General features: G+C 71.2%; 16 protein-coding genes and 1 pseudogene. 8 read left to right on the top strand and 9 right to left on the bottom strand.

Going from position 1 to position 22,928, the window contains the following annotated elements:
- Positions 1 to 504, bottom strand: a pseudogene (locus ABT158_RS13670) (hypothetical protein); the annotation flags it as partial.
- A 112-nt stretch (positions 505 to 616) separates the two neighbouring features.
- A complete protein-coding gene (locus ABT158_RS13665) occupies positions 617 to 2,248 on the bottom strand; it encodes a dolichyl-phosphate-mannose--protein mannosyltransferase (protein ID WP_352353056.1) in 1,632 nt (543 codons plus the stop codon).
- Between the two features lie 79 nt (positions 2,249 to 2,327).
- Between ABT158_RS13665 and rsmI the strand changes: the two genes are divergently transcribed.
- The gene (rsmI, locus tag ABT158_RS13660; RefSeq protein WP_352353055.1) at positions 2,328 to 3,170 is read left to right on the top strand and encodes a 16S rRNA (cytidine(1402)-2'-O)-methyltransferase; all 843 of its coding nucleotides are present in this window, start codon (positions 2,328 to 2,330) and stop codon (positions 3,168 to 3,170) included.
- A 5-nt stretch (positions 3,171 to 3,175) separates the two neighbouring features.
- Positions 3,176 to 4,753: a dolichyl-phosphate-mannose--protein mannosyltransferase gene (locus ABT158_RS13655; protein WP_352353054.1), complete on the top strand. Its 1,578-nt coding sequence runs from the start codon at positions 3,176 to 3,178 to the stop codon at positions 4,751 to 4,753.
- On the opposite strand, the gene ABT158_RS13650 is transcribed toward ABT158_RS13655, so the two are convergent.
- Positions 4,689 to 6,176, bottom strand: a complete 1,488-nt coding sequence (locus tag ABT158_RS13650; RefSeq protein ID WP_352353053.1) for a hypothetical protein — start codon at positions 6,174 to 6,176, stop codon at positions 4,689 to 4,691. The genes ABT158_RS13655 and ABT158_RS13650 overlap by 65 nt on opposite strands.
- 160 nt (positions 6,177 to 6,336) lie before the next feature.
- On the opposite strand from ABT158_RS13650, the gene ABT158_RS13645 reads away from it, so the two are divergent.
- Together ABT158_RS13645 and metG are read left to right on the top strand one after the other, a co-directional pair.
- Positions 6,337 to 7,557, top strand: coding sequence for a glycosyltransferase (locus tag ABT158_RS13645; protein ID WP_352353052.1), 1,221 nt, complete (start codon positions 6,337 to 6,339; stop codon positions 7,555 to 7,557).
- A gap of 120 nt (positions 7,558 to 7,677) precedes the next feature.
- Complete coding sequence (metG, locus tag ABT158_RS13640) at positions 7,678 to 9,459, top strand: methionine--tRNA ligase (protein WP_352353051.1); 1,782 nt, start codon at positions 7,678 to 7,680, stop codon at positions 9,457 to 9,459.
- Here the strand turns inward: metG and ABT158_RS13635 are convergent.
- Positions 9,404 to 10,633: an FAD-dependent monooxygenase gene (locus ABT158_RS13635; RefSeq protein ID WP_352353050.1), complete on the bottom strand. Its 1,230-nt coding sequence runs from the start codon at positions 10,631 to 10,633 to the stop codon at positions 9,404 to 9,406. The genes metG and ABT158_RS13635 overlap by 56 nt on opposite strands.
- An 85-nt stretch (positions 10,634 to 10,718) precedes the next feature.
- Complete coding sequence (locus ABT158_RS13630) at positions 10,719 to 13,928, bottom strand: AfsR/SARP family transcriptional regulator (RefSeq protein ID WP_352353049.1); 3,210 nt, start codon at positions 13,926 to 13,928, stop codon at positions 10,719 to 10,721.
- Positions 13,929 to 13,946: 18 nt separating this feature from the next.
- Between ABT158_RS13630 and ABT158_RS13625 the strand changes: the two genes are divergently transcribed.
- Both ABT158_RS13625 and ABT158_RS13620 read left to right on the top strand, forming a co-directional pair.
- Positions 13,947 to 14,801 (top strand): TatD family hydrolase, encoded by an 855-nt coding sequence (locus ABT158_RS13625; RefSeq protein ID WP_352353048.1) that lies wholly within the window; start codon positions 13,947 to 13,949, stop codon positions 14,799 to 14,801.
- A gap of 177 nt (positions 14,802 to 14,978) precedes the next feature.
- Positions 14,979 to 15,815, top strand: coding sequence for a resuscitation-promoting factor (locus ABT158_RS13620; protein WP_352353047.1), 837 nt, complete (start codon positions 14,979 to 14,981; stop codon positions 15,813 to 15,815).
- 40 nt (positions 15,816 to 15,855) lie between these two features.
- On the opposite strand, the gene ABT158_RS13615 is transcribed toward ABT158_RS13620, so the two are convergent.
- Entirely contained in the window at positions 15,856 to 17,082 is a 1,227-nt protein-coding gene (locus ABT158_RS13615; protein ID WP_352353046.1) for an FG-GAP-like repeat-containing protein, read from the bottom strand.
- Positions 17,079 to 19,406: a serine/threonine-protein kinase gene (locus ABT158_RS13610; RefSeq protein ID WP_502911526.1), complete on the bottom strand. Its 2,328-nt coding sequence runs from the start codon at positions 19,404 to 19,406 to the stop codon at positions 17,079 to 17,081. The genes ABT158_RS13615 and ABT158_RS13610 overlap by 4 nt, the downstream gene beginning before the upstream one ends.
- A gap of 47 nt (positions 19,407 to 19,453) precedes the next feature.
- Here ABT158_RS13610 and rsmA point away from each other — a divergent pair, with 47 nt between their 5' ends.
- Both rsmA and ABT158_RS13600 read left to right on the top strand, forming a co-directional pair.
- Positions 19,454 to 20,314 carry a 16S rRNA (adenine(1518)-N(6)/adenine(1519)-N(6))-dimethyltransferase RsmA gene (gene rsmA, locus ABT158_RS13605; RefSeq protein ID WP_352353045.1) on the top strand — a complete coding sequence of 287 codons (861 nt, stop codon included), beginning with the start codon at positions 19,454 to 19,456 and terminating at the stop codon, positions 20,312 to 20,314.
- Between the two features lie 385 nt (positions 20,315 to 20,699).
- Positions 20,700 to 21,332 (top strand): NlpC/P60 family protein, encoded by a 633-nt coding sequence (locus tag ABT158_RS13600; RefSeq protein ID WP_352353044.1) that lies wholly within the window; start codon positions 20,700 to 20,702, stop codon positions 21,330 to 21,332.
- A gap of 662 nt (positions 21,333 to 21,994) precedes the next feature.
- Here the strand turns inward: ABT158_RS13600 and ABT158_RS13595 are convergent.
- Both ABT158_RS13595 and ABT158_RS13590 read right to left on the bottom strand, forming a co-directional pair.
- The gene (locus ABT158_RS13595; protein ID WP_352353043.1) at positions 21,995 to 22,222 is read right to left on the bottom strand and encodes an arginase family protein; all 228 of its coding nucleotides are present in this window, start codon (positions 22,220 to 22,222) and stop codon (positions 21,995 to 21,997) included.
- The gene (locus ABT158_RS13590; protein ID WP_352353042.1) at positions 22,197 to 22,817 is read right to left on the bottom strand and encodes an arginase family protein; all 621 of its coding nucleotides are present in this window, start codon (positions 22,815 to 22,817) and stop codon (positions 22,197 to 22,199) included. The genes ABT158_RS13595 and ABT158_RS13590 overlap by 26 nt, the downstream gene beginning before the upstream one ends.
- Positions 22,818 to 22,928: the final 111 nt, after the last annotated feature.

The following is a 22,928-nucleotide window of genomic DNA, read 5'->3' as shown; positions in this document are numbered from 1 at the left end:
GCGGGGGGGCCCCTCCCCCGCCCCCCCGCCCCGCCCCCCCCCCCCCTGACCCCGCGCCGCGGAGCAGGCCACGTGCGCGCCCAGCTCCTCCGGGCCCATGATCATGCTCCACTGCAGCTCGGGCACGTCGGGCGGGAGCACGCCCGTGGCCTCCAGGGCCTTCTGGTAGGCGCTGGTGCCGGCGTCCTCGCCCTCCTGGGCGTAGGTGCGCAGGATCTGCGCGGTGGTGGGGGACACGCACAGGGCGGCGTAACGTTCCATGCCGCCGAGTTGCAGCAGCCGGGCGAGCGAGCGGGACAGGCGTTCGTGGTCGCCTCCGGGCCGGAGCGGGCCCACCTTGATCGGAAGCGTGTACCAGAGGAACTCGCAGACGTCGAGCTGGGTCACCGTCTCCAGCGGTTCCCCACCCGTCAACCATTCGACGGCGGTCCTGGCCTCCTCGGCCAGGTCCGGCTGAGATCGCTCCAACTCGGCGAGAAGGGCGGTGACATCCGGTGCACTCATGCCTCGAAGTTTGCCGTATCGCACCCAGCTATGACGATGACCGAATGCGGTGCGTATTGGGTCTTGCACAGCGACTACCCTACGAAACCGATGTTTACCTACAGTGAGCGGGTCAGATCCATCGTTTGTCGAACAGCATCCGGGCCTTCCACTCGGTGTACGGGATCACCTCGGCGGACAGGATCGGGTGCAACCACCAGAAGTTGATCAGCGCCAGCAGCGCGTACGCGCCGACCACCGCGGCCCCCAGCGTGCGGCGCATCGGCATGGCCCCGCTCTCCGTCGGCGTGGCGGGCCCGATGAGCAGCCCGGCGCACAACGTCAGCGCCAGGATCATGAACGGCACCATGGGGATCGCGTAGAACAGGAACATCGTGCGGTTCTCGGAGATGGCGAAGTAGAACCAGGGCAGCCAGCCCATCGCGTACGCCAGCAGCACCGCCCCCGCCCGCCAGTCGCGCGAGGAGACGTACCAGGCGATCAGGGCCACCAGCGCGGCCAGCGCGCCGAACCAGATCACCGGCGTGCCCACGCCGAGCACCGCCTCCGAGCAGTCCTTGGCCCCGCACACGTTCTGCTTGCCCTCGTAGAAGAAGGCCACCGGACGCAGCAGCAGCGGCCACTGCCACGGCTCCGACATGTACGGATGGGACGTCTCCAGCCCGTTGTGGAAGGAGAAGACCTGCCACTGGTACTGGACCCATGAGCGCATGGAGTCGAACAGGAAGAAGAAGGGGCCGGAGGAGGTGGCCTGGTCCCAGTTGCGGCCATAACCGTTGGCGGAGGCGAACCAGCCGGTCCAGGTGGCCATGTAGGCCACGAAGGGGATGACGGTGAAGGACAGCAGGGCGTGGGGGAGGTCTTTGTTCCAGGCTCCGGCGTAGGGGCGTTTGAGTCCGATGGCTCGGCGGGCGCCGAAGTCCCACATGAGGGACATGATGGCGAAGGCGACGGCGAAGGCGAGCCCGGACCATTTGACGGACATGGCGAAGGCGAGGCAGACGCCGGCGGCCAGGCGCCAGGGCCGGGCGCCGAGCCAGGGGCCGTGGGGTGAGACGGGCGAGTTCTCGTACCAGGCGACGAGTCGTTCGCGGGCGCGGTCGCGGTCGACCACCAGGCAGGCGAACGCCGCCAGCACCCAGAACATCAGGAACACGTCGAGCAGCGCCGTGCGGGACAGCACGTAGTGGAGGCCGTCGAGGGCCAGCAGCAGGCCGGCGAAGCAGCCCAGCAGCGTGGAACGGGTCATCCGGCGGGCCACGCGGGCCAGGACGAGGATCGACAACGTGCCGATCAGCGCCGCGGCGAACCGCCAGCCGAACGGGTTGAGCCCGAACAGCCACTCACCGGCGCCGATCATCCACTTGCCGAGCGGCGGGTGCACCACGTACGAGGCGCACTTGTCGAGCGTCTCCTGCGTGCACGACTGCCAGATGTCGGTCTTGCCGGCCAGGATCGCCTTGTCCGCGTCTTTGATCGTGACGCGCTCGACACCCCAGTTGATCAGGGAGAAGGCGTCCTTCATGTAGTAGGTCTCGTCGAAGACCACGGCCCGCGGGTGGCCCAGGTTGACGAAGCGCAGGATGCCGCCGAAGAGCGTGACCAGCAGCGGGCCGACCCACCCCCACAGGACGCTGCCACGCATGGGGGGGATCACCCGGTCACGCAGGGACCGCGTCTGCGATTGGCTCTCGCCGACCTCCGGGTTGTCGTAGGCCTGGTACGGGGAATCGGTCACCGCCATTCGGACATCGTACGGGCCCCAAGCCGTTAGGTACTGCAAGAATCACGGTCTAATTGGTATGCCCTGCCACAATGGTCGGGTGACTGGAGAAGGCAGGTTGGTGCTGGCCGGAGCCCCCATAGGTCAGGCGGGTGACGTCTCGCCGCGGCTGCGGGAGGTGCTCGCCGGCGCCGACGTGGTGGCCGCCGAGGACACCAGACGGCTGCGCAGGCTCGCCACCGAGCTGGGCGTGGAGATCAGCGGCCGGGTGGTGTCCTACTACGACCAGAACGAGGCGGGCCGCGCCCAGGAGCTGGTCGAGGCGCTGAGACAGGGCCGCACGGTCGTGGTCATCACCGACGCCGGGATGCCCGGGGTGTCCGACCCCGGCTACCGCCTGACCCACCTGGCGGTCGAGGCGGGCATCACGGTGACCGCGCTGCCGGGGCCGAGCGCCGTGACCACGGCCCTCGCCGTGTCGGGGCTGGCCAGCGACAGGTTCTGCTTCGAGGGTTTCCCGCCGCGCAAGACCGGCGACCGGGCGCGGCGGCTGTCCGCGCTGGCGGCCGAGGAGCGGACGATGGTCTTCTTCGAGGCCCCCCACCGGCTGGCCGAGTCGCTGGGCGCGATGGCCGAGGCGTTCGGGCCCGACCGGCCCGCCGCCGTCTGCCGCGAGCTGACCAAGACGTACGAGGAGGTGCGCCGCGGCGGGCTCGGCGAGCTGGCCGAGTGGGCCGCGGGCGGCGTCAAGGGCGAGATCACCGTGGTCGTCGCGGGCCGCGTGCCGGGGGCGGGCGAGCCCGACATGGACGAGCTGGTCGCCGAGGTCGACCGCCGGGTGGCCGAGGGCGAGCAGCGGAAGATCGCCATCGCCGACGTGGCCAAGGGCGCGGGCGTGCCGAGACGCGAACTTTATGACCTGGTGCACAAACGCATAGGGTGATCGACATGGGGGAGACGGCACGACGGCTGGTCCCGCCGTTCCAGGGGCGGCCCCTCTTAGGCTGGGCGGGGCCGCTGCTGGTCGCCCTCTTCGGCGGGCTGCTGCGGTTCGTCCGCCTCGGTGAGCCGAAGGCCGTCGTCTTCGACGAGACCTACTACGCCAAGGACGCCTGGTCCCTGCTTCGGTACGGCGTCGAGCGCGCGATGCTGGGCGACGCCAAGAACCCGATCGCCGACCGGCGGCTCATCGCCGGGAACCTGGACATCTTCCGCCAGTGTCCCCAGTCGTCCGACTGCGCCTCGTTCGTCGCGCATCCGCCGCTGGGCAAGTGGATGATCGCGGTGGGGGAGTGGCTGTTCGGGATGAACCCGTTCGGCTGGCGGTTCGCGGCGGCGCTGGTCGGCACGTTGTCGATCCTCGTGCTGGCGCGGGTGGCGCGCCGGATGACCCGTTCGACGCTGCTGGGCTGTCTGGCCGGGCTGCTCTTGGCGCTCGACGGCCTGCATCTGGTGTTGTCCCGCACGGCGCTGCTCGACGTGTTCCTGATGTTCTGGGTGCTGGCGGCGTTCGCCTGCCTGGTGGTCGACCGCGACCGCGCCCGCGAACGACTGGTCGCCTGGTACGAGAACTCGCCCGTCTCACCTCACGGCCCCTGGCTCGGCGCCCGGCCCTGGCGCCTGGCCGCCGGCGTCTGCCTCGCCTTCGCCATGTCCGTCAAATGGTCCGGACTCGCCTTCGCCGTCGCCTTCGCCATCATGTCCCTCATGTGGGACTTCGGCGCCCGCCGAGCCATCGGACTCAAACGCCCCTACGCCGGAGCCTGGAACAAAGACCTCCCCCACGCCCTGCTGTCCTTCACCGTCATCCCCTTCGTGGCCTACATGGCCACCTGGACCGGCTGGTTCGCCTCCGCCAATGGTTATGGCCGCAACTGGGACCAGGCCACCTCCTCCGGCCCCTTCTTCTTCCTGTTCGACTCCATGCGCTCATGGGTCCAGTACCAGTGGCAGGTCTTCACCTTCCACAGCGGGGTGCACGAGTACCACCAGTACATGTCCGACCCCTGGACGTGGCCGCTGCTCGTCCGCCCGGTGTCGTTCTACTACCCCGCCGACGTGCCGCCGTCGGCGTGCGGGGCCTCCGCGTGTGCGCAGGCGATCCACGGGACCGGCACCCCCGCCCTGTGGTTCGGCGCGCTGCTCGCGCTGGCGGGCACGGCCGTCCTGTACGCCAGGAGACGCGACTGGCGGGCCGGGGCGGTGCTGCTGGCGTACGCGATGGGCTGGCTGCCCTGGTTCTACTACGCCCTGGCCGACGACCGCACGATGTACCTGTTCTACATGCTGCCGGTGGTGCCGTTCATGGTGCTGGCGGTCGTGCTGATGGCCGGGCTCGTGCTCGGCCGGGCCGACGCGCCGCCCACGCGCAGGGCCGTCGGGGCGGCGTTCGTGGGCGCGTTCGCGATGATCGTGCTGATCAACTTCTGGTGGCTGCAGCCGGTGCTCACGGCCGAGACGCTCACGCAGACACAGTGGTGGGCTCGGATGCTGATGCGCTCTTGGGTGACCGCCGCCCCCAAGTGACGCCCTTGCGCAGCGTGATGGCCGCCGCGATGCAGGCCAGCGGGACGGCCGGCAGCACGTAGCGGTAGTCGAACTCGGCCGTCGCCGCCGGGGCCAGCAGCAGCCCGAACGCCCCCAGCCAGGGCAGCGCCACCGGGCCGCCGAACCGGCGCCAGCGGACGACGATGCCGTACAGGCCGATCAGCATGATGCCGCCGAGCATGATGCCGCGCAGGTAGAAGATCTTCTGGTAGCCGCTCATGATGTCCGCCCACGGGTGGACGATCCTGGTCTCGGGCGGGCCCTGCTCGTAGCTGAACGCGTCGGTGTCGGTGTGGCCGCCCCCGTAGGAGGACCACTTCGGCAGGCGCTTGGGCCGGCCGGTGTCGTCCACCTCGTAATAGGGCCTGAACTGGTACATGTTGTACGTCGACTCGTCCGGGAAGCGCGGCCGTCCCCAGTGGAAGGAGCGGAAGAAGTCGCGCGCGACCACCTTCAGGTAGTCGCCCGGCTGGGACAGGATCGCCCGCGTCGCGAACGCGCTGGCCGCGTCGTTGGTGATGCCGCTGAACTTCTTGGCGATGCCCCACCGATGGAGCACCTCGCCGGTGCCCGTGCCGTCGCCGTTGCCCTGGCCCCACAGATACCACTGTGCGTAGTCTTTGCGCTGGTTGACCGGGTCGTTGATGCACAACAGGAGGAGCTGGACCTCCTTGTACTTGTCGATCTTCATCTCGTTGCAGTCGGCGAAGATCGCGGTACGCATGTAGAGGATGAGCCCGTCGCTGTTGGTCATAGCGAATTTGCCGTAATTTGTAGAAAACCAACCCATATAGCTAAGAACGGGAACCGCGCACGCCGCGATGACCGCCACGATGGGCCGCCACCCCGTGCGCTGGACGATCAGGTAGAGCACCACGAGCCCGAGGATCGGCATGCCGATCGACCGGGTCAGCCAGGTCAGCGCGAGCAGCAGCCCGACCACGATCCCGGACCGCCACGACAGCCGCCGCTTCCACAGCACCAGCGTCACCACGCCCACGACCAGCAGCGTGAACAGCGTGTCGGACATGACCATCTGCTCGAGCTGGATCTGGTACGCGTCGAACAGCACCGGCGCCGCCGCCAGCGTCGCCCCCCACTTGGGCAGCGCGAACTTGCAGCGCAGCAGGGCGTAGATGAGCGCGGCCGCGGCCAGGCCCATCAGGTGTTGCGTGAACATGGCGAGCGTGAAGCTGTGGAACGGCTTGAGCAACATCAGCCAGAAGCTGTAGCCGTCGGGCCTGATCGGGTGGGGCCTGGGGTGCAGCGCCACGTTGACGTACTCGTAGGAGTCGTTGAACCACATCGCCGGGCCGTAACCGAGCATGGTGATCAGCCGCAGCACGGCGCCGACGCCGAAGGCCACGGCGAACACGCGATGACGGCGCACGAGGGACAGCACGCGAGCTGCCCGGCCAGGAGCGGAGTGGTCCACAGGGGTAATCTCCGCGACGCTCACCATGCTGTAAAGAATGCCAGTCGTTTTTAGGTCTTGACCCGAGCACGCCGGGCACAGGGCATGATGGTTCACTGGAAGAGCCTTATTACTGAAGGGTTGAGACGTGGAACTGACGGTGGTCATGCCCTGCCTCAACGAGGCGGAGACCGTGGAAGTCTGTGTGCGCAAGGCATTGGCGTGCATGGAGGAGCACGGAATCGAAGGGGAAGTCCTGATCGCCGACAACGGCAGCACGGACGGCTCGCAGCAGCTCGCGCGTGATGCCGGGGCCCGTGTCGTCCACGTCGACGAGAAGGGCTACGGCAACGCCCTCATGGGCGGCATCCGCGCCGCCCGCGGCAAGTACGTGATCATGGGCGACGCCGACGACTCCTACGACTTCACCTCGTTGCTCCCGTTCGTCGAGCAGCTCCGCGACGGCGCCGACCTCGTGATGGGCAACCGGTTCAAGGGCGGCATCGCCCCTGGGGCCATGCCCCCGCTCCACCGCTACCTGGGCAACCCGGTGCTGTCGTTCATCGGCCGGCTGTTCTTCCCGTCGGCCATCGGCGACTTCCACTGCGGCCTGCGCGGCTTCCGGCGCGACTCGATCCTGCGCCTCCACCTCCAGACCGGGGGCATGGAGTTCGCCTCGGAGATGGTCGTGCGCTCCACGCTGTCCGGCCTCGACGTGCGCGAGGTGCCCACCACGCTCTCGCCCGACGGCCGTTCGCGCCCGCCGCACCTGCGCTCGTGGCGCGACGGCTGGCGCCACCTGCGTTTCCTGCTGCTCTACAGCCCCAAGTGGCTGTTCTTCTACCCCGGCGTGTTCCTGATGGTCCTCGGCCTGATCGCGGGCACGGCGCTGACCTTCGGGCCGGTGGAGATCGGCGAGCTGGCCTTCGACGTCGACACCCTGGTCGGGTCGTCGGCGCTGGTCGTGATCGGCTTCCAGGCGGCGCTGTTCGCGGTGTTCACGAAGGTCTACGCGGCTGAGGAGGGCTTCCTGCCCGAGTCGCGGCGGATCCGGAAGATCATCGACATCGTGACGCTGGAGAAGGGCCTCGTGGTCGGCGGCCTGCTGGCGCTGGCCGGTCTGGTCGGCCTGGTGATGTCGCTGGTCCACTGGCAGGTGCGCAGCTTCGGCGCGCTCGACCCGCGCGAGTCGCTGCGCATGGTCGTCCCGGCCGCCACGGCGCTCGTCATGAGCTTCCAGACGATCTTCGCCTCGCTGTTCATCAGCATCCTCGGCATCCGCCGTACCAAGGAGAGCTCGATCGACGTGGCCGCCAAGGCGGCCGAGGAGGCCGCTGAGGCGGTCTCCCTGGAGAAGTCCAAGCACTAGGGTCCTCCGCGTCCCGGTGGGAGCCGGCGCCGGCCACGTGCCGGCGCCGGCTTCCGTCTTTCCGCGCGGGGGGTTGGGGGTTTGGACGAGGAGCGGGGCCGCGCCCCGTAGGCTTAGGTCATGTCCCAGCACATCTTGACCGCCGTCGCGTGGCCGTACGCTAACGGCCCCCGCCACATCGGGCACGTCTCGGGTTTCGGCGTGCCGTCCGACGTCTTCAGCCGCTACCAGCGGATGGCGGGCAACAAGGTGCTGATGGTGTCCGGCACCGACGAGCACGGCACTCCGATCCAGGTGCAGGCCGACAAGGAGGGCGTCAGCGCCCGCGAGCTGGCCGACAGGTACAACAGGGTGATCGCCGAAGACCTGACCGGTCTCGGGCTCTCCTACGACCTGTTCACCCGGACCACGACGAAGAACCACTACGCCGTCACGCAGCAGATCTTCAAGGGCCTCTACGACAACGGCTACATCTTCCCCAAGACCACGATGGGCGCGATCTCGCCCTCGACCGGCCGTACCCTGCCCGACCGCTACATCGAGGGCACCTGCCCCATCTGCGGCTACGACGGCGCGCGCGGCGACCAGTGCGACAACTGCGGCAACCAGCTCGACCCGATCCAGCTCATCAACCCCAAGAGCCGCATCAACGGCGAGACCCCCGTCTTCGTCGAGACCGAGCACTTCATGCTCGACCTGCCCGCCTTCGCCGAGGTCCTGGGCTCCTACCTGCAGTCCAAGCAGGGCGAGTGGCGGCCCAACGTGCTGAAGTTCGCCCTCAACCTGCTCGGCGACCTCCAGCCCCGCGCGATCAGCCGCGACCTCGACTGGGGTGTGCCGATCCCGCTGGAGGGGTGGCGCGACCAGCCCAACAAGCGCCTCTACGTGTGGTTCGACGCGGTCATCGGCTACCTGTCGGCCTCCATCGAGTGGGCCAGGCGCTCCGGCGACCCCGACGCCTGGCGCCAGTGGTGGCAGAACCCCGACGCCCGCGGCTACTACTTCATGGGCAAGGACAACATCGTCTTCCACGCCGAGATCTGGCCGGCGATGTTGTTCGGCTACAGCGGCATCGGCGCGCGCGGCGGCTCGCCCGGCGCCCTCGGCGCGCTCGACGTGCCGTCCGAGGTGGTCTCCAGCGAGTTCCTGACGATGGAGGGCAAGAAGTTCTCCTCCTCCAGGCAAGTAGTAATTTACGTGCGCGACTTCCTGGCGCGTTACGACGCCGACGCCCTGCGCTACTACATCGCGGTGGCCGGCCCCGAGAACCAGGACACCGACTTCACCTGGCAGGAGTTCGTCAACCGCAACAACGGCGAGCTCGTCGCCGCCTGGGGCAACCTGGTCAACCGGTCGATCTCGATGGCGTCCAAGAACTTCGGCGTCGTGCCCGAGGCCGGCGACCTGACCGACGCCGACCGGGCCATGCTGGAGCGCTCGCGCAACGCGTTCGCCCCGGTGGGCGCCGAGCTGGGCAGGTCGCGGTTCAAGAACGCGATCACCGAGGCGTTCGACGTCGTCCGCGAGGCCAACAAATACCTGGCCGAGCAGGAGCCCTGGAAGCTCAAGGACGACACCGAGCGGCAGAAGTCGATCCTCCACGTCGCCCTCCAGGTCGTCGACGACGCCAAGACGATGCTCACGCCGTTCCTGCCGGGCTCGTCCAACAAGGTCTTCTCGATGCTCGGCGGCCAGGGCGTCTGGTCCGGCATGCCGGAGATCCGCGAGGTCGACGAAGACGGCGGCACCCCCTACCCCGTCATCACCGGCGAGTACGACGGCGCCGCCCGCTGGGAGCACCGGCCGATCAAGCCGGGCACCCCGCTCGCGCCGCCCGTGCCGCTGTTCAAGAAGCTCGACCAGAAGGTCGTCGAAGAGGAGCTGGGCCGGCTGGCCGACTGAGGCCGTAGTCCTTGAGCGTGATGGCGGAGGCCGTCTTCCTGACGGACTTCGCCATCATGCCCTTCCACGGCAGATACGGCATGATCCGGTAGTTCTGGTTCATGAACCAGGCCATCAGCCGGCTCTCCGGCACCATGAACTTGCTGACGCCCACGGCCGACTTCTGGCAGCCGGTGGCGTAGGCGCGCACCTCCTGCTCGTAGCGGGCGAACGCGGTCCGGTGGTCGCCGCCGGCCGCGGCCAGCTCGCCCGCCAGCACGTGCGCGCCGACCAGCGCGAGGCCCGTGCCCATGCCCGACAGCGGCGACGGGCAGCAGGCGGCGTCGCCGATCAGCACCACCCGGCCGCGCGACCACGAGTCCAGGTGCACCTGGCTGGTGGAGTCGAAGTAGAAGTCGTCGGCGTCCCACATCCTGCGCAGCAGCTTCGGCGTCTCCCAGCCGACCCCCCGGTACGCCTCGGCCAGCAGCTCCTTCTGCCGGGTGACGTCCCGGCGGTCGTGCTCCAGCGGCGGCGAGCCGAAGTAGAACATGGCCTTGGCCTCGGTGTTGTTCCTGGCGCTGTAGAGGCCGACCGTCTTGCCGGGCGTGCTGTGGAGCAGGCCCGTGTGGTCGAGGCCCAGGTAGTTGTCGAGGGTGAACACCGCGCAGTAGAGCCCGAGGTGGCTGGTGACGGCCGCCTCCGGCGCGTCGAAGGCCAGCGAGCGCACGTTGGAGTGCAGGCCGTCCGCGCCCACCACGAGGTCGAACCTGCGCGTCGCGCCCCGCTCGAACGTCACCGTCACCCCGTCCGCGTCCTGGGCGAGGGAGGTGATGGAGTCGCCGAAGACGTACTCGGCGCGGTCCTTGGTGGCGTCGTAGAGGATGCGGGCCAGGTCGCCGCGGAGGATCTCGACGTCGCCGGAGAACAGGTCGCCGGGCACGGAGGCGAGTTTCCTGCCGGACTCGTTGACGTACGACATGTCGCCCATGTGGGTCTGGAGGCGTTCGACGTCGGCGAGGATGCCGAGCGCGCGCAGCGCGGTCATGTGCGCCTCGCCGCGGAAGTCGACGGAGTAGCCGCCCTCACGCAGAGCGGGGGCGCGTTCGACGACGGTGACGCGGTGGCCGGAGCGGATGAGGTGGAGGGCCAGGGCGGGGCCGGCGACGCTCGCGCCGGAGATCAGGATGTCCATGCCCGAGAGCCTGCCGGGCCCCGCTCACCGCCCCCTCACCTCACGCTCACCGCCCTCTGTGCCCTTGCTCGGGGTATCCCGCGTCTCAGGCCGGGTCGTGGAGCGGGAAGTCGTCGAGGGAGTGCAGGGGGGAGGCGTCGATGACCTCCGCCGGGACGCCGGCCAGCATCAGCGCCTCCCGGTGGGAGAGCCGCACGCCCGCGCGCCGCGCCTCCGCGTACGCCTGCTCGCCCAGCGCCGCGCGCAGCCGCCGCGACAGCCCGGCGACGTGCTCGTCCTCGGGCACGTCGATGCCGCGGATCGCGACGGCGGCGCCGAGCAGCGTGGCCGCCGCCGCCGGATCGTCGTCGAAGGCCAGCACCGCCAGCGCCTCGATCGCCCTGACGCTCTCCGACAGCGCGCCCGACATGACCGTGCTCTCCATCGCCCGCAGGTAGGAGGCCCGCGCGCCGGCCGTGTCGCCCTCGGCCGCGGCCAGCCGTCCGAGCCCGACGAGCAGCCTGGCCATGTTCCCGGACGTCTTCACCCAGACCGGGTCGGACCGGCGCAACGCATCCTCGTAGAGCTCCCGGGCCCGGACCAGGTCGCCCTCGCGTATCGCCACGTCGCCCAGGCCGCGCAGGGCCGCCGGCAGGATCGCGCCGCCCGTGCGCCCGGCCAGCTCCGCCGCGCGCTCGTAGTCGGCCCGCGCGCCGGCCAGGTCGTGCCGGATGCGGTAGTCGCCCCGGTTGCAGTAGTGGTCGGCCAGGTCCTCCTCCGCGCCGAGCTGCTCGGCCAGCGTGATGGCCTCCTCGGTGCGGGCCAGCGCGGTGGCCTCGTCGCCGCACGTGCTGGCCAGCCAGGCCAGGGCGTCGAGCGTCATCGCCGCGCCCCAGCGCTCGCCGAGGCCGCGGAAACCCCGGAGGGCCGCCTTCAGGTCCGCCTCGGCGGCGGCGAACTCGCCCGCCGCCATCCGCGGGTAGGCCCAGATCAGCCGGGTGGCGGCCGTCTCCCACGCGTCGGGGCCGCGCTCGCCGCGCCGGATCAGCGCGATCGTGACGGCGGGATCGACCGACGCCGAGGCGACCATCGCCCACAGGCAGGTGACGACCGGGTTCCGCAGGCCGCCCGCCGCGATCATCGTCTCGGCGCTGTCCTTGTGGCGCTCCCACAGCTCGCGCCGCCCGCTCGCCGCGGTGAGCAGGGTCAGCAGGTACGCGTCCCCCAGCGCGGGATCGGGCCGTGGACCGGCCGCCTCCAGCAGGGCCGCCGCCTCCTTGGCGGGAACCGTGCGCATGCCGCGCATCCACAGTGAGAACGTCTGCGCGGCCAGCAGCCGCATCCCGAGCGCCACCTCGCCCTGCTCCACCGTCCAGCGCAGCGCCGCCTGGAGGTTGTCGTGGTCGGCCGCGAACCGGGCCAGCCACGGCAACTGCTCCGCGCCCCGCAGCCGGGGATCGCCCTCCTCGGCCAGGGCGAGGAAGTACGCGGCGTGCGCCCGCCGGAAGGTCGCGGCCGCCGCGCCGAGCCGGTCGGCGCAGAACGCCCGGATCGTCTCCAGCATGCGGTAGCGGCCGCCCGACACCTCCAGGAGCGACTTGTCGGCCAGCGAGTCGAGCAGGTGCTCGGGCAGGCCGCAGACGGCCGCGGCGGCGGCCGCGGTGGCTCCGCCGGAGAAGACGGTCAGGCGCATGGCCATGGCCTGTTCGGGCTCGGTGAGCAGCTCCCAGCTCCAGGCGACGACCGCGCGCAACGTCTGGTGCCGGGCGTCGGCCGTACGGCTGCCGCGCAGGCTGAACCGGCCCTGACCGGCCAGGCGTTCGGCCAGCTCGCCGGCCTCGTGCGTACGCATGCGGGCGGCCGCCAGCTCGATGGCCAGCGGGAGGCCGTCGAGCGCGGCGCAGATGCGTTCGACCGGCTCACCAGGGGTGAAACCAGGACGTACGGCCTTGGCCCGGTCGGTGAAGAGCGTGCGGGCGTCGGAGGGGGTGAGGGGGCGTACCGGCCACAGGTGTTCGGGGGTGATCGCGAGCGGCTCGCGGCTCGTGGCCAGCACGCGCAGGGCCGGGCACGCCGACAGCAGCCGCTCGGCCAGCGCCGCCGCCTCGCCGACGACGTGCTCGCAGTTGTCCAGGACCAGCAGGGCCGGCCGATCGGCGAGCACCGCGACCAGGCGGGCCAGCGGATCGGGTGCACCGGACGCGCCCAGCGCCGCGGCCCCCAGCAGCGCGCCGTCGCGCACGCCCAGCGCGGCGAGGACCGCTCGCGCGAGATCGGCCCCCGGGCCGAGCGGGGCCAGCTCGACCAGGACGGCGTCGCGGTGGTATCGGGCGAGCTCGACGGCCAGCCGGCTCTTGCCCGCGCCGCCGGGCCCGAGCAGCGTGACCAGACGGGCGGCGGCCAGCAGCGCCCGGACCTCGGCGAGGTCGCCGTCGCGGCCGACGAAGCTGGTGAGCCTGCCGGGCAACGGCACCGCCGTGCCCGCCTCGGCCCTGGGCGCCGGGGCCGGGGCCTGGGGCGGGGCCTGGGGCGGGTCGGTCTCGCCGCGCAGGAGGGATCGGTGCAGGGCGGCGAGCTCGGGGGAGGGGTCGGCGCCGAGTTCGTCGGCCAGCAGCCGCCGGGTCTCCTCGTAGAGCACCAGCGCCTCGGCCGGCCTGCCGTCGGCGCGCAGCGCCCGCATGAGCTGGCCGCGCAGCCGTTCGCGCAGGGGGTGGCGCCGGACCAGCTCGCCCAGCTCGGGGATGACGCCCTGGTGGCCGCCGCAGCGCAGGTCGGCCTCGATGCGGTCCTCCAGCGCGGCCAGCCGGCGCTCCTCCAGTGGCGCGCCGTGCACGGGGTCGAGGTCGGCGAACGCGGGCCCGCGCCAGAGGGCCAGCGCCTCCCGCAACAACGTCGCGGCCAGGGCGGCGTCGGCCCGGCCTGCGTCCGCCCTGTCGGTGTCGGCTCTGGCGGCGTTCGCCCGGTCGGTTTCGGCGGGGTGGTGGCCGAGGAGGGCGGCGCGGCCGGTGTCGGCGAGGTGGAGGAAACGGCCGGCGTCGATGTCGCCGGGGGCTGCCGGCAGCCGGTAGCCGGCGGGGGTCAGCTCGACCGGGATCCCGTCGCCCCGCAGGCGGGAGACCTGGGAGTGCAGGGCGTGCTGGGCGTTCTTCGGCGAGCGGTCGCCGTACAGGAGGTCGATCAGGCGGTCCTGGCTGACGATCTCGCCCGGACGGACGAGCAGCAACGCCAGCAGCGCGCGCCTGGCCGGACCACCCAGAGGGACGTCGACGCCGGCCGCGTCCCATGCCCGGGTGCTGCCGAGAATGCCGAAGCGCATGGAGGCTACTTTAGATGCGTGAGCAAGATTCCCGCCGCGCCCGAGCCGCTTTCCGCACCGGTGTTCGACAGCCACTGCCACCTGGACATCATGGTCGGCAACCGGCAGGCGTCCTCGGGCGACCCGGTGGCCCAGGCGGCCCAGGCGGCGTCGGCCACCGTACGGTCCATCCTGCGGGACGCCCGCGAGGTCGGCGTGACCAGGCTGGTCACCATCGGGTACGACCTGCCCTCCTCGCGCTGGAACGCCGAGGTGGCGGCCGAGCAGGAAGGCGTGTACGCCGGGGTCGCCATCCACCCCAACGAGGCCCACGAGGCGACCCCCGAGGTGCTGGCCGAGATCGAGAGGCTGGCCGGGCAGGCCGACGTCCGCGCGGTGGGGGAGACCGGCCTCGACTACTTCCGCGACTGGGCGAGCAAGGACGACCAGCACGCGAGCTTCCGCGCGCACATCGAGATCGCCAAGCGCACCGGCAAGGCGCTGGTCATCCACGACCGGGACGCGCACGACGACGTCCTGAAGGTGCTGGCCGAGCAGGGCGCGCCGGACAAGGTGGTGTTCCACAGCTACTCAGGCGACGCCGAAATGGCGAAAAAGTGCGCGGAAGCCGGATATTTCATGTCCTTCTCCGGGCCCGTCACCTACAAGAACGCCGGCTACCTGCGCGAGGCCGCCGCCGTCGCCCCCATGGAGCTCATGCTCGTCGAGACCGACGCCCCCTACCTGCCGCCGGTCCCGTACCGGGGCAAGCCCAACGCCCCCTACCTCATCCCGCTCACCCTGCGCTGCCTCGCCGAGGTCAAGGGTGTCCATCCGGACGAGTTGTGCGCGGCGATCAGCACCAACGGAGTCACGGTCTTCGGCGAGTGGTGACCATCTTTCCGTTCGGCTTTTCGCTGCTTTTCGTGAAGCGGTGGAGGCGGGCGCGCCGCCGCCGCTAGCGTTCGGGCGGTCCCTGGCCGTTTCCGGAGGTGGTTCGTGCGAGGCAGGAGGCGTGCGCCGCGTCCGCGGATCCCCTGGCGTTCTCCGTGGACGCCGGTGGTGTGCGTCGTGGGTACGCTGGCCGCCGGCCTGCTGGTCGCGGCCTCGTACCTGGTCAAGGACGTCGTCGTGGTCGTCGACGGCACGCCGGTGGCGATCCGCGGCTTCGCCGCGCGGGTGTCCGACGCGCTCGCCGAGGCGGACGTGTCCGTGGGGCAGGGCGACGTCGTGCGTCCCGCCCTGAGCGAGGGCATCGCCGACGGCTCCACCATCGAGGTGCGCCACGCCCGCCTGATCACGCTGACCCTCGACGGCCACACCACGACCCACCTGGTCACCGCCACCAACGTCCGGGACGCCCTGGCCGAGCTCGACGTCGAGGCGGCGGCCGGCAGCCTGTCCGCGCCGCCCGGCCGCCCGGTGCCGCTGTCGGGAATGTCGCTCACGGCGTACACCGAGCGCAGGGTCTACGTGGTCGCGGGCGCCACCCGGCTCGCCGCGCGCACCACGGCGCGTACCGTCCGACAGGTGCTCAGGCAGGAGCGCGTCGTCGTCCGGCGCGGGTCCATGGTGCGCCCGCCGCTCGGCAGCTTCCCCGAGGACGGGACGGTCATCACGGTCATGCCGCCGCGAGCCGTACAGATCCCGTGGGAGGTGACCCGGCTCGACTGGCAGGCGCTGGCCGACTGCGTGGCGCGCGGCGACCCCCAGGCGTACAACGCCGACGGGCCCTACTACGGGATGTACCAGTTCAGCCTGCCCATGTGGCAGGCGGTCGGCGGCGTCGGCCTGCCGAGCGCCTGGCCCGAGGAGGAGCAGACTTACCGGGCGCAACTGCTCTACCAGCGGGTCGGCGGCCGGTGGCAGACCCAGTGGCCCAACTGCGGCGACCGCCTGTTCACCTGACGCCCGCCTGTCCGGGCCCCTGCCTGTTCGCCCGGCCTGTTCACCCCAGTGAGGTGCCGAAGTCGGTGCCCTTGGGGGGTTGCACCGACTGCACGTCGTCGGCGTTGCGCGGCGCCACCGCGACCTTCCCGTACGGCGGCCCGTCCGGCTGGCCCACGAAGAGCTTGTTCCCGCTGAAGGCCACCGACCAGCCGAACAGCCCCTCGGCCGTCGCGAGCTTCCGGTCGTCGGCCGGGTTCTTCCACGAGAACACCTGGACGCCGCCGCCGTAGGGCGCGCCGACGGCCAGCCTGCCGTCCGAGGAGGCGGCCATCGAGAAGCCGAACGCCTGCCCGCCGCCCTGCTTCAGCAACCTCGTCTGCTTCCTGCCCAGGTCGAGGAGCTGCACGTAGCCGGGGCCGGGCGCGCTGACCGCGTAACCGTTGCCCTCGGCGTAGGCGACCGCGTAGCCGTACCGGTCGCCGGAGGTCTTGGTGGGGGAGTCGAGCTTGAGGCTCACGATCCGGGAAGCCAGCACGTCGTCGATGAAGACCACCGACCCCGAGTCGATCTTGCCGCTCTGGACCTGCCGTCCCGCGCCGTCGTCGTTCTCGTACGGGACGCCCACGACCAGGCCGTTCCGCGGCCCGATCGCCAGCGACCAGCCGAACTGGTCGCCGACCTCGCTGTTGCCGCGCACATCCACGGTCTCCTGGCTGATCCGGCGCAGCGGGCCCGAGCCCTTTCGGACGTAGACCGCGCCGGCGTCCTCGATCTGGCCGTCGTCCTCGTAGGGCGCGCCGATCACCGTCAGGTCGCCCCTGGCCGCCAGCGACCAGCCGAAGTGCGCGAACCGCTGCGGCTGCGGGGCGGTCAGGCGTTGCGGGGGCGCGGCCTTGCCGCCGTAGACGACGTAGACGCTGCCCGCGTCCTGCTCGCCGTCCACGTCCGCGAAGGGGGCGCCGATCAGCAGGTCGGCGCAGGAGTCGCCGTTGACGTCGGCCAGCCGTACGGACCAGCCCAGCCCGTCCCCCTTGACCGGCCCCGGCACGGCGACCGGGGTCACCTTGGCGCCCGACAGCAGGTGGACCGCCCCCTTCTGCCCGTCGCCGAACGGGTCGCCCACGGCCACGTCGTCCGCGCCGTCACCGTCGAAGTCGGCGGCTCCGGCGCAGGCCGCCGCCGACGCGGCGGCGGGCGCCGGTGCCAGGACGCCGCCCGCGGCGAGCAGGACGGCCATCGCCACCGCCTGGTAAGCGCCGGCGGGGAACGTTCGGACGGGGCTCACAGGGCGACCTCGATCTGTCGGCCGTTCTCCAGCATGGTCGCGGACATCTTCACCGGCCTGCGATAAGGCGCCAGGTCGAACACGAAGGCGCCGTCCACCCGCCCGCCCGGCTGGAGGGCCGGGGGCAGGGTGACCGGGGCGGGGTCGTGCTCGCCGCCCTTGTCGTCGACCATGGTGACGACCGGCCGGACGAGCCGGCGGAGTTCACCGCCTGGATTGATCACGGTCCAGTGGACCACGCAGAGCTGCCCTTTCGTGGCGGTTTGCCCCTCGAACTCCTTCAACCCGCACTCCGGCGCCTCCGGCACGACCACGACCGGGTCGTCGAAGTTCCCGCCCAGCGCGAACCTGCGGCCCACGTCGCCCGGACGCGGGTTCGTCACGGCCCTGGAGGGGCTGTTGGAGGTGGCGACGGAGGAGGAGTTGCGGCCGGAGTTCACGATCAGGACGGTGACGGTGACCACGATCGCCAGGACGGCGGCCGCGGCGGCGATCAGCCAGCGGGTGCCCTTCGTACGGGTGCCGCCCAGGGTGTCCGGTTCGTCGGGGGCGTACGTCAGGTCGCCCGGGTCCGTGCCCTCGCCGCTCCGGGACCCGGCGGCGGATCGATGCTCAGCGGCGGATCGACGCTCGGCTGTGGATCGGCGGTCGGCTGTGGATCGGCGGTCGGCTGTGGATCGGGGGCCGGTGAAGGGGTGGGACTCGGTGGCGGGGCGTGTGTCGGTGGCGGGCCGGTGCTCGGTGGTCGGCCGTGACTCGGTAGTTGGCCGGTACTCGGTGGGGGGCCGCGACTCGGTGGGGGGCCGCGACTCGTAGGGAGGCCTCGGCTCGGTGGTCGGCCGGGGCCGTGCCGGTTGCCCGCCCGCGGCGGTCTGCCTGCGTGCCAGTTGGCGGGCCTGCTCAAGCTGGCGCTCCTGCTCCTGGCGGCGGGCCTGCGCCTCGGCCTCCCAGCGGGCCAGTTCGTCGCGGGCGGCCTGCTCCTCGCGCCGCGCCAGCTCGTCCGGGGACGCCTTTCCCGCCCCCGCCTGCCCGCCCGCCAAGTCGGCGGCCCCTCCGGCAGCGTTCCGAACATCGGGCCCGGCGTCGGCCCCGAACGCCCCCGGCACCTTGGGCCGCCCCGCCCCCGCTCCTGGCCGCGCCCCCGCTCCAGAGCCCGGGCCAGCTCCAGACCCCGCCCCGGCTCTTGGCCCCGCTCCGGGCCCCGAGCCGCCTCCGGGCCCCGAGCCGCCTCCGGGCCCCGAGCCGCCTCCGGGCCCCGAGCCGCCTCCGGGCCCCGAGCCGCCTCCGGGCCCTGATCCTCTTGCCGGGCCCGCGGCGCCCCCGGGGCCGGGGTTGCGCGTGCCCGTCGCGTCGCTCGGCGGCGGGGTGGTGAACGTGGCCGTGACGTCCGGCTCGTCCACGACGTTCTGCGGCGGCTCCCAGTCGGTCAGCATCTCCGTGGCGACCAACGTGGGCGGATTGTCGGAGATGGCCGGCGTGCTCCCGCCCACCAAGGCGATCAGAAGCTCCTGGGCCGTGGGCCGATGGGCGGGATCCATGGCGGTGGCACGGCGTACCAGCTCGTTGAGCGGCGCGGGAAGCGCGCCCAGCTCGGGCGGCGTGTTCAGCACGCGGGTCGCCATCGTGATGGGATCGCCCCGCCCGAACGGATGCCGCCCGTTGCCCGCATACGCCACCAGGCACCCCCAGGCGAAGATGTCCGCCGCCGGGGACACCAGCTCACCCCGCACCTGCTCGGGAGCCCACCAGCCTGGGCTGCCCAGCAGTTCCCCGGAGAGCGTGAACCCGGTCTCCCGGTCCAGCGCCCTGGCGATCCCGAAGTCGATCACTCGCGGCCCGGACAGCGACAGGATGACGTTCGCCGGCTTCAGGTCCCGATGCACCAGCCCGGCCACGTGGATCGCCGCCAGCGCCGCGGCGACCCCCAGCGCCACGCCGTGCAGCGGCCCCGGATCGAGCGCCCCGAAAGTCACGATCTGGTCGGAAAGGGGAGTGCCCGCGATGTACTCGGTCACCATGTAAGGACGTCCGTCCCCGGTGTTGCCGTTGTCCAGCACCTGAGCCGTGCAGAACGACGCCACCCGGCGTGCGTTGTCCACCTCGGCGTGGAAGCGGGCGGCGAACCCCTCCTGGTTGGCGAACTCCGCCTTCACCACCTTGAGCGCGACGAACCGCCCCGTCGGGGCCCTGGCGAGGAAGACGGTCCCCATGCCGCCTTCGCCGAGTCGTCCGAGCAGGCGGTAGGGCCCGATCTCCCGCAGATCGGTCGGACGGAGCGGCGCGGCGCCCGTTGGCTCCATCAGGGACGTCCCTTCCTGTTCCACGCCATCCTCTCCTTAGGTCTCCCCCATCCGCCATCGCAGGTTCTTCGATGCGGGAGACTGGTTGGATGATGAGGCTGTTGGGCCCTGCAGAAATACGTATTTTGGCGAACAAGCTAGATCTTCGCCCCACGAAAAAGCTAGGCCAGAACTTCGTGATCGACGCGGGCACCGTCCGGCGCATCGTCCGCGTGGCCGACCTGTCGGCCGACGACGTGGTCATCGAGGTCGGGCCCGGCCTCGGCTCGCTCACCCTGGCGCTCCTGCCCGAGGCCGCGCACGTGGTGGCCGTCGAGATCGACCCGGTCCTGGCCACCCAACTGCCTCTCACCGTCGCCGAGCGCGGCCCGTCCGACCGGCTCACGGTCGTCAACGCCGACGCCATGAGGATCAGCCTGGACGACCTCGCCGGTCACGACCCCACGGCCCTGGTGGCCAACCTCCCGTACAACGTGGCCGTCCCTGTGGTGCTCCACCTCCTGGAGACGCTGCCCTCGCTGCGCAAGGGCCTGGTCATGGTGCAACTGGAGGTGGCCGATCGCCTCGCTGCCGGTCCCGGCTCCAAGGTGTACGGCGTGCCGTCGGTCAAGGCCGCCTGGTACGCCGACGTACGCCGGGCGGGCCCGGTCGGCCGTACGGTGTTCTGGCCCATCCCGAACGTCGACTCCGGCCTGGTCTCCCTGACCCGCCGCGAACCCCCCGCCACCACGGCCACCAGGGAAGAGGTCTTCGCCGTCGTGGACGCCGCCTTCGCCCAGCGCCGCAAGACCCTGAGGGCCGCCCTGGCGTCCTGGGCCGGCAGCCCGTCCCAGGCGGAAACGGCACTGAGAGCCGCCGGCGTGGACCCGTCGGCCAGAGGCGAACAACTCACCATCGACTCCTTCGCCCGAATAGCCGAACAAAAGCCCTGACCCATCCCCCTCAGAGAACCCAAGCCCCACCCCAGAGCCCCACCTGAGCACCCCGCACCCCCCAGGGCTTTGGCGTCCCGTGACGCCCCGCACACCCCCAGGCGCTTCGCCTCACACAGCTGCCTCGCCTCACGTCACATGCTGCCTCGGGGCGTCCGCCTCGCGTCGGCGCGGCTAACCTGCACAGCCCCCACACGCCCCCTTCCGTGCAGGCGCGCGCCCGGCCCACATCCCCCCGTGCTCGCACGAGCCCCGACACCGGCGGCTGTCCACAACCCGAAGGCGCTCAACACCACCCATCCACAGAACCCTGTTCGGCCCCTCCGCCCCCGGTTCACCCACGTGATCCTGGCTCCCGTCCCTCATCACGACGAAGGAGCCACCAATGAACACCCGGCACCCCATCACCCAACTGTCGATCATCCTCAGCAGCGGCCTCCTGACCGCCACAGGAGCCCACCCCACCCTGGCCAGAGCCACCCCCACGCCATGCCTCAGGGCCACCATCACCATCCCCGCCGCCGGCGCCAAGGCAACCGCCACCACCCGCTGCCCGGCCCCCCACCACCCCAAGAAACCGAAGCCGAAGAAACCCAGAAAGCGCCCGAAGCACAAGGGCGAAATCGCAGCCGCCGCCGCCCTCACCCAGCTGGGCGTCTCGTTCTCCTGGGGCGGCGGCTCCTCAAGAGGTCCCACCATCGGAGTCGGCACCGGCGCGAACACAAGAGGCTTCGACTGCAGCGGCCTCACCCTCTACGCCTGGTCCAAGGCCGGGGTAAGGCTCGCCCACTACACCGGCACCCAGTTCCGCCAGGGCCGCAGAGTCCCCCTCGCCTCCAGACGCAAGGGCGACCTCCTCTTCTTCGGCGGCCCCGGCGACCCGACCCACGTAGCGCTCTACCTGGGCGACAACATCATGATCCACGCCCCCCGAACCGGCGACGTAGTACGAAGAACCAACTTCCTGAGCTCCGCCTACTATCGAACCGCCTACCGAGGAACCATTCGCCCCGCCTGACACCACCGCACCGTCGGCGCACGGAACACCCCAGCCCCCGAAGGCCACCACCCGTCAACGCCCATATACCCGGACGTCCACCAACTCCGGACGTTCACAACCATGGGCGCCAGCCAACTCCGGCCGCCCGTCAACCAGGGCGCCCGCCGCCCCGGGCGTCCACCCACTGCTGACGACGCACCCTCCGGCAGGCGGCCATCCACCCTGAACGCCTACTCGTCACCCGAGAACAGCCACCACGAACCAGCCCTACGACCGGCCACAACGCTGAGCAGCGCCACGGGCCGCGAACCAGCACTGCGACCAGCCACTCACCCCGAGCAGTGCCACTGGCCTCTGCCATCCACCCTGCCCAGCACCCCAGGCGCCGCCTTCTACCCCCGAGCCGAGAGCCGCTCACCCCGTTCAGCGCCACGGGCGCCGACCGTCCACCCGATCGGCACTACAGGCAACTGCCGCTCACCCGGACCGGCACCGCGCACGTCCACCGCTCATCCTGATCGGCACCACAAGGGACTGCCGTTCACCCTGACCGGCACCGCGCGCGCCCACCGCTCACCCTGATCAACACCACAAGGGACTCCCCGCTCACCCCGACCGGCACCGCAGGCGAGCGCCCGCCCGACCAGCACCCGGGAGGAGCACTCCACCGCAAACGCCACCTACCGCCCGGCGCAGGCCGCCACCAACTCCTTCACCACCGACGTGAGCAACGCCTGATCCTCAGCCCCCGCCGGCTCATACTCCATGAGTCCCAACCCCACCACCTCGAACCGCTCCGCGATGGCCCTCACCAGCTCCAGAAGCTCCTCAGGCCGGAACCCCTCAGGCGTAGGAGACCCCACGCTCCCGAAGATCTGCGGATCAAGCACATCGAAGTCGACATGCACATAAACAGCCGTCCGCTCCGCGCCCCCCCGCCGCAGCCGCGGCACCGACGGCCTCGACCAGAGCCTCCGCATCCGCCGCCCGCACCCACCGCACACCCCGAGCCTCGACGAATCCGGCCTCGCCCGGATCCAGCTCACGCACCCCCGCCAGCACCACCTGCCCGGCCCCGACCGGCTGCCCGGCCACCAGCCCGTCAGGCCCTTCACCGGTCAACGCCCTCAGGACCATGCCATGAAAGGCCCCCGACGGCGACGACTCCGGCGTGTTCAGATCCCCATGCGCATCGAACCAGACGACGACCAGCCCATCCCCGAACCTCCGCCGCGCGGCCGCCACCGGCTCCAGTTCGACACCGCAGTCCCCACCCGCGGTGACCAGAAGCCCGTCCCACCCAGCCTCGGCGACCGCCGCCCGAACCCTGGAGGCAGTGACCACCAGATCATCGTCATCGACCCCGACCTGAATCCGACGATCGGCGTCCACCATCTCCGCAACCAGCCGAGCCCCCTCCCGCAGCCGCTCAGCCGTACGAGCCCCGGACCCCCGCCACTGCGGCACCTCGACAACCGTCACCTCGGACACGAGCACCTCCACATCAAGTAGTCCTCTCAGCATCCCAAGGACGAACCAATGCCGACCACCACAAACTCTGCTGAACCAGATCGACGAGTGCCGCATAAAGGCCCCCGCAGGCCGTCGTCCCGG

The sequence above is a fragment of the Nonomuraea sp. NPDC001636 genome, from assembly GCF_040298265.1.
GTDB lineage: Bacteria > Actinomycetota > Actinomycetes > Streptosporangiales > Streptosporangiaceae > Nonomuraea.
This window is presented reverse-complemented; position numbering and strand designations above follow the sequence as displayed.

Coding starts and splice junctions, on each gene's coding strand:
- ABT158_RS13600 (WP_352353044.1), top strand. CDS start 20,700: ATGAACACCCGGCACCCCATCACCCAACTGTCGATCATCCTCAGCAGC.
- ABT158_RS13665 (WP_352353056.1), bottom strand. CDS start 2,248: ATGGCGGTGACCGATTCCCCGTACCAGGCCTACGACAACCCGGAGGTC.
- rsmA (WP_352353045.1), top strand. CDS start 19,454: ATGCGGGAGACTGGTTGGATGATGAGGCTGTTGGGCCCTGCAGAAATA.
- ABT158_RS13655 (WP_352353054.1), top strand. CDS start 3,176: ATGGGGGAGACGGCACGACGGCTGGTCCCGCCGTTCCAGGGGCGGCCC.
- ABT158_RS13635 (WP_352353050.1), bottom strand. CDS start 10,633: ATGGACATCCTGATCTCCGGCGCGAGCGTCGCCGGCCCCGCCCTGGCC.
- ABT158_RS13630 (WP_352353049.1), bottom strand. CDS start 13,928: ATGCGCTTCGGCATTCTCGGCAGCACCCGGGCATGGGACGCGGCCGGC.
- metG (WP_352353051.1), top strand. CDS start 7,678: ATGTCCCAGCACATCTTGACCGCCGTCGCGTGGCCGTACGCTAACGGC.